Consider the following 13,400-nt stretch of genomic DNA (forward strand, 5'->3'; position numbering starts at 1 on the left):
ATAGAGCATGGCCGTCTTCGGCGGAAACTCCGCCCAACAATCAAAGGGCTCTCGACATGACGAGATCAAACACCATCGATCTCAACCCCGAACTCCTCGCGGCAGCGGCTGAAAGCAAAGCCTGGCCGTTCGAAGAGGCCAAAAAGATCGTCGAGCGCTACAAAGGCAAAGAATTTCCCGAGATCGTCCTGTTCGAGACCGGCTACGGCCCATCCGGCCTGCCGCATATCGGCACCTTCGGTGAAGTGGCGCGCACCACCATGGTACGCCACGCCTTCCATGTGCTGACCGAAGGCAAGGTCAAGACGAAGCTGCTGTGCTTCTCCGACGACATGGACGGCATGCGCAAGATCCCCGACAACGTGCCGGACCGCGCCTTCCTCGAACCGCACCTGCACAAGCCGCTCACGGCGGTGCCCAATCCTTTCGGCGGCGACTACGCCAGCTTCGGCGACCACAACAACGCCATGCTCTGCCGCTTCCTCGACACCTTCGGCTTCGAGTACGAGTTCGCCAGTGCGACCGAGTATTACAAGGCCGGCAAGTTCGACGCGATGCTGCTGCGCGCCGCCGAGCGCTACGACCAGATCATGGCGGTGATGCTGCCGACGCTGGGCGAAGAGCGCCAGGCGACATACAGCCCGTTCCTGCCGATTTCGCCCAAGAGCGGCCGCGTGCTCTACGTGCCGATGAAGCATGTCGACGCCAAGGCCGGCACCATCACCTTCGACGACGAAGGCACCGAAACCACGCTTGAGGTCACCGGCGGCAAGGTCAAGCTGCAGTGGAAGCCGGACTTCGGCATGCGCTGGGCAGCGCTCGGCGTCGACTTCGAAATGTTCGGCAAGGATCACCAGACCAATGCCGTCATCTACGACCGCATCTGCAACCTATTGGGCGGGCACGCGCCGGAGCACTTCGTCTACGAACTGTTCCTCGACGAGAACGGCCAGAAGATCTCGAAGTCGAAGGGCAACGGCCTCACCATCGACGAGTGGCTGACCTACGCGCCGACCGAAAGCCTTGGGCTCTACATGTACCAGCGCCCGCGCCAGGCCAAGAAACTCTATTTCGACGTCATCCCGCGCGCCGTCGACGAGTACTACACCTTCCTCTCCGCGTATCCGCGACAGGAATGGAAGGAACGGCTGGGCAATCCTGTCTGGCACATGCATGACGGCAACCCGCCCGTTGTCGACATGCCGGTGCCGTTCTCGATGCTGCTCAACCTGGTCAGCGCCTCCAACGCGCATGACAAGGCAGTTCTGTGGGGCTTCATCTCGCGCCATGCGCCCGGCGTGACGCCCGAGACGCATCCCGAGCTCGACAAGCTGACCGGCTATGCCGTCCGCTACTTCGACGATTTCGTGAAGCCGACCAAGACCTTCCGGCCGGCCGACGAGGTCGAGCGGGCGGCACTGGAAGCGCTGGAAAAGGCGCTTGCCGACCTGCCCGCGGGTGCTGACGGCGAAGCCATCCAGAATGCCTCGCTTAACGTCGCGCGCCAGATCGAGCGCTACCAGGACCACAGCAAGAAGAGTCCGGAGGGTGGCCCCGGCGTGTCCGGCGCCTTCTTCCAGATGATCTACCAGGTGCTGATCGGCCAGGAACGCGGTCCCCGCTTCGGCTCGTTCGCAGCCCTTTACGGCATCGCCGAAACCCGGGCGCTGATCACCAAGGCGCTGGAAGGCAAGTTGGCGGCCTGACGTGCCACCAGCCGGCGCGGCCGCTGCGTTCAGCCTGGTGCCAGCCCGCGAGGCTGATTTCGAACGCTTGTTCGAGATTAGATTGCATGCAATGCGGCCGAGCCTGGAGCGCATCGGCCGCTTCGATCCAGAGCGGGCGCGTGCCCGCTTTCGCGCGTCGTTCCGCCCCGAGCATACGCGCCTGATCCTGGACCCGGCCGGACAGCTGATAGGCTGCGTCGCCTTTGGCCCACAAGATGGCGCGTTGTTGCTCGAGCACTTCTATCTCGTGCCGCAAGCGCAGGGGCGTGGTGTCGGCGGCGCCATATTGCGACAGCTGTTGGGCGAGGCCAATGAGAGTGCCAAGCCAATCCGCCTCGACGTGTTGCGCGGCAGCGACGCCCGGCGCTTTTACGAGCGCCACGGCTTCGTCGAAACCCATCGCGACGAATTCGACCTCTATCTGGAGCGGTTGCCCGAAAGCGCCTGAATTATTGCGCCGGCTCTTCGACGGCCGGCTCGGATGGTGGCGGCTCGACCGCGGGCAGGCTCGTCCCCACGGGCGTGAGCGTCATCTCGATGCGCGTCGGTACCGGCCCGTAGATGCCCTTCTTCTCGGCCTCGGCCTTCTTGCCCGCCTCGACATAGGGACCACCGGCCTCGGCTTTGGCCCAGCCATTGGCGACCAGCCATTCGCCGACGTCCTGCTTGCCAATGCGGCAGCGGGCAACGATCACGCCGCGCTCGGACTGAGGCGGCACATCGCAGACCACGGCGCGGGAGCGCAGAAAGCTGCGAAACGCCGTGCGCGCCCGCGTTCCGCAGTTCCACTCCTTACCCTCATAGCTGCAGTTTTCGCCGACATCGACGGGGGTCACCCCCGCAATCGCCACACTGAAACCTTTGGCCTCGATCAGGCCTGAAGCCGACGCTACCGGCTGGAACAGTGTTGTGCCGTCCCAATCGTCGGGCATCTTGGGCTTGGGCGGCAACGCCAGGCTGAGTTCGCTCAATGGCGGGCGCGGTGCTTCGCGCACAAGATCGCCCTGCTCGAGCGGCGGCGGGGCGATGTCTTCAGGCGCCACCGGTCTCGACGCAGCCTCGGCATCGAGCGCCTCCGGCTCGACCGCCGACGTGCTACCCTCTTCCGGCGGCGGCATGTCAGGCAGGTCGCTTTCGTCGATCACGTCGATCTCGGGCGCCTCGATCGCCGCGAGCCTGTGCCCGCCCATGGTGACGAGCAAAGCCGCGATGCCGAACCCCGCGGCGGCGACTGCTATGGCTGCCGGACGCACCTTACTGGCTCGCCCACACGATGCGCGCCACCCATTCGACCTCATGGGCCTGAAAACGCCTGATCGGATGCTCGGGATTGAGCGAGACCAGTTCGATGATGCCTTGCGTCTGGCGCTCCAGCACCTTGGCCATGACCTCGCCCGAGATCGTCTTGACCACCACGCGGTCGCCTTTGCGCACCACGGCCCCAGGCTCGACGATCAGGACGTCGCCATTGCGGTAGAGCGGCAACATCGAGTCGCCCTGGACCTCGAGCGCGTAGGAGCTTTCGGTGGCGCGCGCCGGAATCTCGATGAGGTCCCAGCCCTGCCCTGCCGGAAAACCGGCATCGTCGAAAAAGCCGCCGGCGCCGGCCTGCGCGAAGCCGAGCAGCGGCACGCCGGCCGCCCGTTCCCGTCCCTTGGCCCTGCTGACCGTTCGCACCGGTTCGACAAAACCCAGGAACTCCTCGAGCGAGGAATTGGTGGCCTCGATGATCTTGGCCAGCGACTCCGTCGACGGCCAGCGCGGCCGCCCATCGACGGACTGGCGCTTGGATTTGTTGAACGCCGTCGAGTCGAGCCCGGCCTTCTTGGCGAGGCCCGACGCCGAAAGCGAATAACGCTCGGCGAGAGCGTCGATCGCGGCCCAGACACGTTCATGCGAGAGCATGGCGCTCTCCTTCGGACAGGAAAAAATACCTTTCGGCATTTAACCACGCCTGTCGCCGTTGTCCACCGCCAATGCGGACAGCCAGAGTGACCGCGTCGCAGGTCTGCACGCTGCCGCTGATGAAAGGGATCAGCCTGCCAGCGCGGCCATCGCCGCGGGCAGGCCCTTCCTCAAGTCGTCGGCATTCATCACGGGGATCATGTCGACGTTGGCGTTGAAGCCGAAGAAGAAGCGTTCCGCGACCAGCGGCATGTCGGACGAATGGGCCACATCGAGGAAGATGAACGCCGTGCGGCGCCCGGCCTCGGCAGTGAAATAGGCTGCCTCCGGCGTGAGGTCGGCCATGACGCGTTCAATGGCCTGGGGCAGCGAGCCGTCCTTGATCGCCCTGTTGCCGTCTTCGGTGGGGATTGAGACCTTCAGCATCATGCGCATGGCGAACACTCCTCCCAATGCACAATCGTTCAGGTCTCGCTATTTTAGCACTCTCCACCCGCCGCCAGAAGCGGCATCAGTCCTTCGACTTCGCCAGCGTGCGCAGGCCCTTGTGCGAGGCGATGAAGATGCTCTCCTCCTCGCTGGCGTCACGCGGGGTGATGTCGGCGCCGAGCTCGCGCACCAGATCGTCGATCAGCACGAAGCGGCGGTTGGCCCGGTCGTAGACACCGGCGCTGGTCATGATCAGCGCCGCTGTCTCGCCGTTTTCGAGCACGAAGCGGTGCTTGCCGATCACCTCGGAGCCGCTCCAGGTCTCGATTGAGGAGACGACGTCGAAGCGCTTCCACAACCTGATTTCGCGCACGAACACCGTCTGCAGGCCACCCAGCATCGGTGCCCAGCCACGCTTGCGGGCGAGCTCGATCAGGCCCGAGCGCATGAAGATGTCGATGCGACCGACATCGGCCAGCATCATGTAGCGCGCATTGTTGAGATGCATGTTGAAGTCGATGTCGGTCGGCAGGCAGCGGAACGACAGCCGGCCCTCATCGCCAAAACGGTAAGGGCCGCGACGAGATTTCGTCGCGGCCATGCGTGCCAGTCTTGCCCAGACGTACATGCTGCGTCAGGCCGCCTTCTTTTCCTCTGCCTTCGCGTAAGGATCGAAGCGCTGGTAGAAGGTCTCGCCCTTCTCGGCCATGTCGACCAGCAGCTTGGGCGCCTTGAACTCGGCGCCGTACTTCTTCTGCAGGTCCTTGGCGATCTTGACGAACTTCTTGGCACCGATGCCGTCGATGTAGGACAGCGCACCGCCGGTGTAGGGCGCGAAGCCGAAGGCGAGGATCGAGCCGACATCCGCCTCGCGCGGGTCGGTGACGATGCCCTCCTCCATCACGCGCACGGCTTCGAGCGCGATGACCGACAGCAGGCGCTGCTTGATCTCCTCGACATCGACCTTCTCCGGAGCAAGCTGCGGATAGAGGTCCTTGAGGCCGGGCCACAGCTTCTTCTTCGCCGGTTTTGCCGGGTAATCGTAGAAGCCCTTGGTGTTCTTGCGGCCGAGGCGACCATGGCTGTCGACCATGGTGTTGATCAGCGCCATCTGGCGTGGATCGACGGCCTTCTCGCCGAGGTCCCGGATGGTCTGTTTCATGATCTTCTGGGCGAGGTCGACGGCGGTCTCGTCGGTCAGCGCCAGCGGGCCGACCGGCATGCCGGCAGCCTTGGCGGCGTTCTCGATCATCGCTGCCGGCACGCCTTCGATCAGCATCTTGAAGGCTTCCGACATGTAGCGCAGCACGCAGCGGTTGACGTAGAAGCCACGCGTGTCGTTGACGACGATCGGCGTCTTCTTGATGGCGCGGACGAAGTCCATCGCCACCGCAAGCGCCTTGTCGCCGGTCTTCTTGCCCATGATGATCTCGACCAGCATCATCTTGTCGACCGGCGAGAAGAAGTGGATGCCGATGAAGTTCTTCGGCCTAACCGAGTTCTTGCCAAGCGAGGTGATCGGTATGGTCGAGGTGTTGGAGGCAAACACCGCCGACGACTTGAGCACGGCTTCCGCCTTCTCGGTCGTCGCCTTCTTGACTTCCGAATCCTCGAAGACCGCCTCGACCACAAGGTCGCAGCCGGCGAGGTCGGCATAGTCGGCGCTCGGCGTGATCAGCGACAGGAGCTTCTCGCGCTCCTCCGGCTTGGCCCGCCCCTTCTTGACCTGGTCGGAGATCAGGCTGTCGGAGTGCGCCTTGCCCTTGTCGGCCGCTTCCTGGTCGCGGTCGACGAGCACCACCGGGATGCCGGCCTTGGCGGTGACAAAGGCGATGCCCGCCCCCATGAAGCCGGCGCCGATGATGCCGATCTTTTTGAACTTGGTATCGGCGATGCCTTCGGGACGGCGAGCGCCCTTGTTCAGCTCCTGCAGCGACACGAACAGCGAGCGGATCATCGCTGCCGCTTCCCTGGTCTGCATGATCTCGGTGAAGTAGCGCTGCTCTATCCGCAGGCCGGTGTCGAACGGCACCAAAAGGCCTTCATAGACGCATTTCAGGATCGCTGTCGCAGCCGGATAGTTGCCATAGGTCTCGCGGCGCAGGATGGCGATTGCCGGCGGCCAGAGATTGGCGCCTGCGGCAGAATAGACGGGACCGCCGGGCAGCTTGAAGCCCTTCTCGTCCCAGGGTTGGACCGGCTTCAGGCCATTCCTGATCATCGCCTTGGCGGTCTCGATCAGCTTCTTCGGCTCGGCGATCTCGTGGATCAGATTCATGCCCTTCGCCTTCTGCGGCGACAGCGTCTGGCCCGAGGTCAGCATCTGCAGCGCCGACTGCGGGTCGGCAAGCCTCGGCACGCGCTGGGTGCCGCCGGCGCCCGGGAAGATACCGACCTTCACTTCCGGCAGGGCCATCTTGACCTTGTCCGAGTCAGCCGCGACGCGGCCGTGGCAAGCCAGGGACAATTCAAATGCGCCGCCCATGCAGGTGCCGTTGATCGCCGACACCCACGGCTTGCCGCAGGTTTCGAGCTTGCGCCACAACGCGCCCATGCGGCCGGCATTGTCGAACAGGAGCCTGGCTGCCTTTTCCGGATCCTTGGACTTCTCCTTGGCATAGATGCCGAGCATCTTCTGCAGCATGGTGAGGTCGGCACCGCCGGAGAAGGTCTCCTTGCCCGAGGTGATGACGGCGCCCTTGATGCCGGCGTCGGCGACGACCTGGTCGATGATCTTGTCGAGCTCGCCCATCACCTCTTCGGTGAAGACGTTCATCGAGCGGTCGGGCATGTTCCAGGTGACGAGCGCGATGCCATCGGCATCGGTTTCGACCGTGAAGTTGGTATAGGTCATGTCTGTCTCCTTCCGGCCGAAATCAAACGCGTTCGATGATCGTTGCGGTGCCCATGCCGGCGCCGATGCACAACGTCACCAGCGCGGTGTTGAGGTCCCGGCGCTCCAGTTCGTCGAGTACAGTGCCGAAGATCATCGCCCCGGTGGCCCCCAACGGGTGTCCCATGGCGATCGCGCCGCCATTGACGTTGATCCTGTCGTGCGGGATCTCGAAGGCCTGCATGTAGCGCAGCACCACCGAGGCGAAGGCCTCGTTGAGCTCGAACAAGTCGATGTCGGAGATCTTCATCTTGGCGCGCTTGAGCAGCTTCTCGGTGACGTCGACCGGACCGGTCAGCATCATCGCCGGCTCGGAGCCGATGTTGGAGAAGGCGCGAATGCGGGCGCGCGGCTTGAGGCCCATCGTCTTGCCGGCCTTCTTAGAGCCGAGCAGGACGGCCGCCGCACCGTCGACGATGCCGGACGAATTGCCGGCATGGTGGACGTGGTTGACCTCTTCGAGCTCGGGATAACGCTGCACGGCGACCGCGTCGAAGCCGCCCATCTCGCCGGGGATGACGAAGGAAGGCTGCAGCTGGCCGAGCGACTGCATGTCGGTGGTCGGGCGCATGTGCTCGTCATGGGCGAGGATGGTGAGGCCGTTCTGGTCTTTCACCGGAACCACCGACTTCTTGAAGTAGCCCTTCTCCCAGGCCTTGGCGGCGCGCTTCTGGCTCTCGACGGCATAGGCGTCGACGTCGTCGCGCGAGAAACCATATTTGGTGGCGATCAGATCGGCCGATACGCCTTGCGGCATGAACCAGGCCGGCATGCCGACCGAGGGATCCATGAACCAGGCGCCGCCCGACATGCCCATGCCGACGCGCGACATCGATTCCACGCCGCCGGCGATCACGATCTCGTCGGCACCCTGCGCGATCTTCGCAGCGCCGAAGTTGATGGCGTCGAGGCCGGAGGCGCAGAAGCGCGAGATCTGCATGCCCGGCGCCTTGTTGTCGTAGCCGGCCTCGAAGGCGGCCGAGCGCGGGATCACCGAACCGGCTTCGCCGACGGGATCGACGCAGCCGAAGATGATGTCGTCGACTTCTGCCGTGTCGAAGCCGTTGCGGTCGCGCAGCGCTTCCAGCACCTTGGCGCCGAGGCGCACCGCCGGAACCTCATGCAGCGATCCATCCTTCTTGCCCTTGCCGCGCGGCGTGCGCACGGCGTCATAGACAAAAGCGTCAGCCATTTTCTTGCTCCTTGGTTTCCGGATCGGCTGCTCAGAGCGAGCGCGCGATCAGCAACTTCATGATCTCGTTCGTACCACCATAGATGCGCTGCACGCGGGCGTCGCGATACATGCGGGCGATCGGGTATTCGTTCATATAACCATAGCCGCCAAACAATTGCAGGCACTCATCGACGATCTTGCACTGCAGGTCGGACAGCCAATACTTGGCCATCGAAGCAGTTACCGGATCGAGCCCGCCGGAAATGTGACGGGCGACGCAGTCGTTGTAGAAAACCCTGCCGATGGTCGCCTCGGTCTTGAGTTCGGCCAGCTTGAACTGGGTGTTCTGGAAATCCAGGATCGCCTTGCCGAAGGCCTTGCGGTCCTTGACGTAGTCGATGGTCACGGCCAGCGCGCGCTCGATCATGGCAATCGCGCCGGTGCCGATTTCCAGCCGCTCCTGCGGCAGCTGTTGCATCAGTTGAACGAAACCCTGCCCCTCTTCCTGCCCGAGCAGGTTGGATGTCGGCACGCGCACGTCGTTGAAGAACAGCTCCGAAGTGTCATTGGCCTTGAGCCCGATCTTGTCGAGGTTGCGGCCGCGCTCGAAACCGTCGACCTCGTCGGTCTCGACGACGATCAGCGAGGTTCCCTTGGCGCCCTTGGACGGGTCGGTCTTGGTCACCACGATGACCAGGTTCGCCAGCTGGCCGTTGGTGATGAAGGTTTTGGAGCCGTTGATCCGGTACTGGTTGCCGTCCTTTTCGGCGCGCGTCTTCACACCCTGCAGATCGGAGCCGGCACCCGGTTCGGTCATGGCGATGGCGCCGATCAACTCGCCGGTCGCCATCTTGGGCAGCCACTTCTTCTTCTGCTCTTCGGAGCCATAGTGAAGGATATAGGGGGCGACGATGGCATTGTGCAGGGCGATGCCGAAACCGTCGACGCCGACATGGCCGATCGCCTCGATGATCGCGCTCTCATGGGCGAAGGTGCCGCCCGAACCGCCATATTCCTCGGGAATCGAGGCGCAGAGCAGGCCAGCAGCACCGGCCTTTTCCCAGGCGGCACGGTCGACGATCTCGTTCTTCTCGTAGCCGTCATAATGCGGAAGGATCTCTTCCGACATGAAGCGGTGTGCCATGTCGTAGAGCATCGCCACGTCGTCCGCGGCCCAGGCGGGCTTCGGGAGCCCCAGAACATCTGCAGGAATTGTCGCCACGATCTCCTCCGCGTTTCGACGCCGCAATTGCGAGGCGGCCGCGAACGGCCGCCAGGTCTTCGATCAGAACGCCTCCGCGGCGAGCGCCATCATCGTCGCCGAACCGGTCGACAGGCGCGCGAGATGCGCCGAGGTCTCGGGCATGACGCGCTCCATGAAGTAGCGCCCCGTCACCAGCTTGGTTTCGTAGAAATCAGCCGAACCATTGGCGCCTGTTGCCAGCTTGTCCTGCGCCGACTTGACCATCCGACCCCACATGTAGCCAAGCGCGACGAGGCCGAAGAGATGCATATAGTCGGTCGAGGCGGCACCGGCATTGTCCGGATTGGCCATGCCGTTCTGCACCAGCCACATGGTCGCTGCCTGCAGGTCGTTAAGGCCCTTCTTCAGCGCCTTGGTGTAGGGCGCCATCTGCTCGTCACCGCGATTGGCCTCGCAGAACTCGCCGACTTCCTTGAAGAAGGCCTGCACGGCGCGGCCGCCATTGAGGCCGAGCTTGCGGCCGACGAGGTCGAGCGCCTGCACGCCGTTGGCGCCCTCATAGATCATGGCGATGCGGGCATCGCGCACGAACTGGCTCATGCCATGCTCCTCGATGTAGCCGTGGCCGCCGAAAACCTGCTGCGCCATCACGGCATGCTCGAAGCCCTTGTCGGTCAGCACACCCTTCACGATCGGGGTCATCAGACCCATGTGGTCGTCGGCAGCCTGGCGCTCGGCGCCGTCCTCGGAACGGTGGGCGACGTCGGAATTGATGGCGGTCCACAGCACCAGTGCCCGGCCGGCCTCGTTGAAGGCCTTCATGGTCATCAGCTTGCGGCGGATGTCGGGGTGGACGATGATCGGATCGGCCTTCTTGTCAGGCGCCTTCGGCCCGGTCAGCGAGCGGCCCTGGATGCGGTCCTTGGCATAGGCGACGGCGTTCTGATAGGCAATTTCGGAAACCGCCAGGCCCTGCAGGCCGACGCCGAGGCGCGCCTCGTTCATCATCGTGAACATCGCCTTCAGGCCGCCATTGGCCTCGCCGATCAGGAAACCCTCGGCCCCGTCATAATTCATGACGCAGGTCGAGTTGCCGTGGATGCCCATCTTCTCCTCGATCGAGCCGCAAGAAACGGTGTTGCGCGCGGCGGGGTTACCCGAAGCGTCGAGCTTGAATTTCGGCACGATGAACAGCGAGATGCCCTTCACGCCTTCCGGCGCGCCCTCGATACGGGCCAGCACCAGATGGATGATGTTCTCGGACATGTCGTGCTCGCCGGCCGAGATGAAGATCTTCTGGCCGGAGATCCGATATGAGCCGTCGCCATTCGGCACGGCCTTGGAGCGGAGGAGGCCGAGATCAGTGCCGCAATGCGGCTCGGTCAGGTTCATGGTGCCGGTCCAGGTGCCCTCGACCATCTTCGGCAGCCAGGTCGCCTTCTGCTCGTCCGAACCATGGACGAGGATCGCGGCCATCGCGCCTTGCGTCAGGCCGGGATACATCATCAGCGCCATGTTGGCGGCCGACATGTATTCGCCGACAGCTGAATGAACAGTGTAGGGAAGGCCCTGCCCGCCGTGCTCGACTGGTACGGCCAGCCCCATCCAGCCGCCTTCGCGATACTGGTCAAAGGCTTCCTTGAAGCCCTTGGGCGTCGTCACCGAGCCATCGTCGTTGCGGACGCAGCCCTCCATGTCGCCAACGCGGTTGAGCGGATGCATGACGTTTTCGGCGAGCTTGGCGCCCTCTGCGAGGATCGCCTCCAGCACGTCCGGGCTGGCGTCGGAGAAGCCGGCGAGGTTGCTGTAGCGCTCGTAGCCGAGCACGTCATTGAGCACGAAAAGTGTGTCTTGGACCGGCGCGCGAAATGTCGGCATTGCTCTTCCTCCAGCAAATGTGAGCCGGTTCCGGCCAGACGGTATGCGACGGGGAACCGCTTGTCGAACCGCGATTAGCAAAAATTGACGTTTGCGTAAACGTCAATTTTTGCGAATCCGCAATTCGGCGAAATTTTCCTTGCGTTTTGAGCTTTTTAGGAGGTCGTCAGCACTGAGCAGGCGCTGGCCGGGCGGAAAGGCGCAGGCGCCTGCTGCTTGGCTGCTTCCGCCCTTGCCAATGTCGCCGTGACAACGCCGGTGCCGGACTTGCCGATATGAGGATGCGATAGCCAGTCAGCCGTCGAGTGCCGGCGACCACCGTGCGGAAGCACAGAGCTTGGCCTCCCCTTCAGTCCTTCCTGAAGATGATCCTGCCGAGCCAACCGGTGAGCATGGCCAGCCCGATGGCAAAGAGGCCGTAGCCGAAGCCGTGGTCGGTGGCGAAGCGAAAGATGGTCTGCTCGAAGCCCGACTTGACGATGGCCAGCTGGGCCGAGGTTTCCTTGATGAAGATGCCGTTGCGAAACAGGAAGGCACGCGCCTTGTGGGTGCCGACCGGCACGTTGGGTGCAAGGTGCAGCGTGGCGCGGAACAGGCTCTGCGACAGGAACTGCACGCCGCCGATATTGTCGGAGTAGAGCCCGGTCGCCAGCTTGCGCTCGCGCAGCGCCTCGGTGAACTCCTGGATGGTCAGCGGGCTGTCGCGCTTGTCCTCGGGCTCCATGTAGATGTTGTTGGCGCCCAGTGAGAGCTGGCGGTAGTTGTTGGGATCGGTGATGTCCTGCGGCTGGCGGGTGGTCGCCACCGAATAGGACATCGGCACGTTGACGAAGGTCTCGGACTGGGTGTTGATCCACATGCCGAGCACGCGGCTCTTGCGCCGCACCACCACCGGCCGCGCCGGACCCTCGAGCACGACATAGACGTCGTAGCGGCCCTGGCGGTTGATCAGCGGGTCGGCGTTTTCGAGCGCCCCGAAGATGGTGAGGTCGGCACCGGCGAAGTCGGCGGTGATGGCGACACGGTCGGTCGAGAGCCCGATCTGGATGCTTTCGGGATGCGCCGGCTCCTGGGCGCGCACTGGCCCCGCTGCCGCGAGCATCAGGGCTGCGAGATATGCCGCGACCCGCATCACAACAGCCCGCTCACGCCGGTCAGCGAATAGAGGTTCTGCGGCTTGACGAACAGGTCGAAGCCGAGGCGCAAGGCGACCGCCAGCACCAGCAGTGCGAGCAGCGCGCGCAGCTGTTCGCCGCGCAGCTTCTGGCCGGCCTTGGCGCCGTATTGGGCGCCGGCAACGCCGCCGACCATCAGGACCAGCGCCAGGATGATGTCGACGGTCTGGTTGGTCGAGGAGTGCACCAAGGTGGTGAAGGCCGAGACGACGACGATCTGGAACAGCGAGGTGCCTACGACGACATTGGTCGGCACCTTGAGCAGGTAGATCAGCGCCGGCACCATGATGAAGCCGCCGCCGACGCCCATGATGGCGGAGAGGAAGCCGATGCCGGCGCCGATGCCGAGCACCGGGATGACCGAGACGAACAGCTTCGAGGTGCGGAAGCGCATCTTGAAGGGCAGGCGGTGGATCCAGTTGTGCTGGCCCGACTTCTTTAGGGCCGGCGGCACGCCGCCCTTGGTGAGCCGCAGCGCATTGACGCTTTCGATCAGCATCAGCCCGCCGACGGTGCCCAAGAAGACGACGTAGAGCAGTGAGATGAACAGGTCGAGCTGGCCTATGGCGCGCAGCAGCGCAAAGACGAAGCCGCCGGCGGCGGAACCTGCGATGCCGCCGATCAAAAGCACCGTGCCGAGCTTGAAGTCGAGCGTGCCGCGCTTGAGATGGGCAAGCGCACCTGAAAAGGACGAGGCGATGACCTGGTTGGCGCCGGTGGCGACAGCGATGGCGGGCGGGATGTTGTAGAAGATCAGAAGCGGCGTGATCAGGAAACCGCCGCCGACCCCGAACATACCAGACAGAAAGCCGACCGCCGCACCCATCGCCAGGAGCACGAACACATTGACCGACATCTCAGCAATCGGGAGATAAATGCCCACCCGTCAGACTCTGCAAATCGAATTGTTGCCGACGCCCATCCCTGGGAGCTTGTTGGCTACCGGGTACTTGCGCCGACATTGCGGCGAAGTCAAACTTCACCGGACACAAAACGAAAAATAACTCAATCAGTT

General features: G+C 63.8%; 12 protein-coding genes. 2 read left to right on the forward strand and 10 right to left on the reverse strand.

The features are described from left to right. Nucleotides 1-56 precede the first annotated feature (56 nt). Nucleotides 57-1,706: a lysine--tRNA ligase gene (locus tag N7E70_RS26345; RefSeq protein ID WP_067965430.1), complete on the forward strand. Its 1,650-nt coding sequence runs from the start codon at nt 57-59 to the stop codon at nt 1,704-1,706. A gap of 1 nt (nt 1,707) precedes the next feature. Next, on the forward strand, nt 1,708-2,175 hold the full coding sequence (locus tag N7E70_RS26350) for a GNAT family N-acetyltransferase (protein ID WP_067965432.1): 468 nt from the start codon (nt 1,708-1,710) through the stop codon (nt 2,173-2,175). 1 nt (nt 2,176) lies between these two features. Here the strand turns inward: N7E70_RS26350 and N7E70_RS26355 are convergent, their stop codons facing one another. The 10 genes from N7E70_RS26355 to N7E70_RS26400 all read right to left on the reverse strand — a co-directional run bounded on the left by N7E70_RS26355 (nt 2,177) and on the right by N7E70_RS26400 (nt 13,268). Beyond that, nucleotides 2,177-2,980 (reverse strand): thermonuclease family protein, encoded by an 804-nt coding sequence (locus N7E70_RS26355; RefSeq protein WP_067965434.1) that lies wholly within the window; start codon nt 2,978-2,980, stop codon nt 2,177-2,179. A 1-nt stretch (nt 2,981) separates the two neighbouring features. Continuing rightward, on the reverse strand, nt 2,982-3,632 hold the full coding sequence (locus N7E70_RS26360; RefSeq protein WP_067967097.1) for a S24 family peptidase: 651 nt from the start codon (nt 3,630-3,632) through the stop codon (nt 2,982-2,984). 129 nt (nt 3,633-3,761) lie between these two features. Continuing rightward, a complete protein-coding gene (locus tag N7E70_RS26365) occupies nt 3,762-4,067 on the reverse strand; it encodes a hypothetical protein (RefSeq protein WP_154387163.1) in 306 nt (101 codons plus the stop codon). Nucleotides 4,068-4,143: 76 nt separating this feature from the next. Beyond that, nucleotides 4,144-4,689, reverse strand: coding sequence for a thioesterase family protein (locus tag N7E70_RS26370; RefSeq protein WP_067965439.1), 546 nt, complete (start codon nt 4,687-4,689; stop codon nt 4,144-4,146). 6 nt (nt 4,690-4,695) lie between these two features. Then, a complete protein-coding gene (locus N7E70_RS26375; RefSeq protein WP_067965441.1) occupies nt 4,696-6,915 on the reverse strand; it encodes a 3-hydroxyacyl-CoA dehydrogenase NAD-binding domain-containing protein in 2,220 nt (739 codons plus the stop codon). Nucleotides 6,916-6,937: 22 nt separating this feature from the next. After that, complete coding sequence (locus N7E70_RS26380; RefSeq protein ID WP_067965446.1) at nt 6,938-8,146, reverse strand: acetyl-CoA C-acetyltransferase; 1,209 nt, start codon at nt 8,144-8,146, stop codon at nt 6,938-6,940. A 31-nt stretch (nt 8,147-8,177) separates the two neighbouring features. Next, on the reverse strand, nt 8,178-9,350 hold the full coding sequence (locus N7E70_RS26385) for an acyl-CoA dehydrogenase family protein (protein ID WP_157097166.1): 1,173 nt from the start codon (nt 9,348-9,350) through the stop codon (nt 8,178-8,180). A 63-nt stretch (nt 9,351-9,413) separates the two neighbouring features. Next, the gene (locus N7E70_RS26390) at nt 9,414-11,210 is read right to left on the reverse strand and encodes an acyl-CoA dehydrogenase (RefSeq protein WP_263008075.1); all 1,797 of its coding nucleotides are present in this window, start codon (nt 11,208-11,210) and stop codon (nt 9,414-9,416) included. A gap of 349 nt (nt 11,211-11,559) precedes the next feature. Further along, a complete protein-coding gene (locus N7E70_RS26395) occupies nt 11,560-12,342 on the reverse strand; it encodes a TIGR02186 family protein (protein WP_263008076.1) in 783 nt (260 codons plus the stop codon). Further along, nucleotides 12,342-13,268 carry a sulfite exporter TauE/SafE family protein gene (locus tag N7E70_RS26400; RefSeq protein WP_067963116.1) on the reverse strand — a complete coding sequence of 309 codons (927 nt, stop codon included), beginning with the start codon at nt 13,266-13,268 and terminating at the stop codon, nt 12,342-12,344. Before N7E70_RS26400 ends, N7E70_RS26395 begins: the two co-directional genes overlap by 1 nt. Between the last annotated feature and the right edge of the window lie 132 nt (nt 13,269-13,400).

The sequence above is a fragment of the Aminobacter sp. NyZ550 genome (assembly GCF_025628925.2).
Taxonomy (GTDB): domain Bacteria; phylum Pseudomonadota; class Alphaproteobacteria; order Rhizobiales; family Rhizobiaceae; genus Aminobacter; species Aminobacter ciceronei.

What these genes read in the sequence shown, in the direction of transcription:
- N7E70_RS26345 (WP_067965430.1), top strand. Translation starts at nt 57, where the DNA reads ATGACGAGATCAAACACCATCGATCTCAACCCCGAACTCCTCGCGGCA.
- N7E70_RS26360 (WP_067967097.1), bottom strand. Translation starts at nt 3,632, where the DNA reads ATGCTCTCGCATGAACGTGTCTGGGCCGCGATCGACGCTCTCGCCGAG.
- N7E70_RS26365 (WP_154387163.1), bottom strand. Translation starts at nt 4,067, where the DNA reads ATGCGCATGATGCTGAAGGTCTCAATCCCCACCGAAGACGGCAACAGG.
- N7E70_RS26370 (WP_067965439.1), bottom strand. Translation starts at nt 4,689, where the DNA reads ATGTACGTCTGGGCAAGACTGGCACGCATGGCCGCGACGAAATCTCGT.
- N7E70_RS26375 (WP_067965441.1), bottom strand. Translation starts at nt 6,915, where the DNA reads ATGACCTATACCAACTTCACGGTCGAAACCGATGCCGATGGCATCGCG.
- N7E70_RS26380 (WP_067965446.1), bottom strand. Translation starts at nt 8,146, where the DNA reads ATGGCTGACGCTTTTGTCTATGACGCCGTGCGCACGCCGCGCGGCAAG.
- N7E70_RS26390 (WP_263008075.1), bottom strand. Translation starts at nt 11,210, where the DNA reads ATGCCGACATTTCGCGCGCCGGTCCAAGACACACTTTTCGTGCTCAAT.
- N7E70_RS26395 (WP_263008076.1), bottom strand. Translation starts at nt 12,342, where the DNA reads ATGCGGGTCGCGGCATATCTCGCAGCCCTGATGCTCGCGGCAGCGGGG.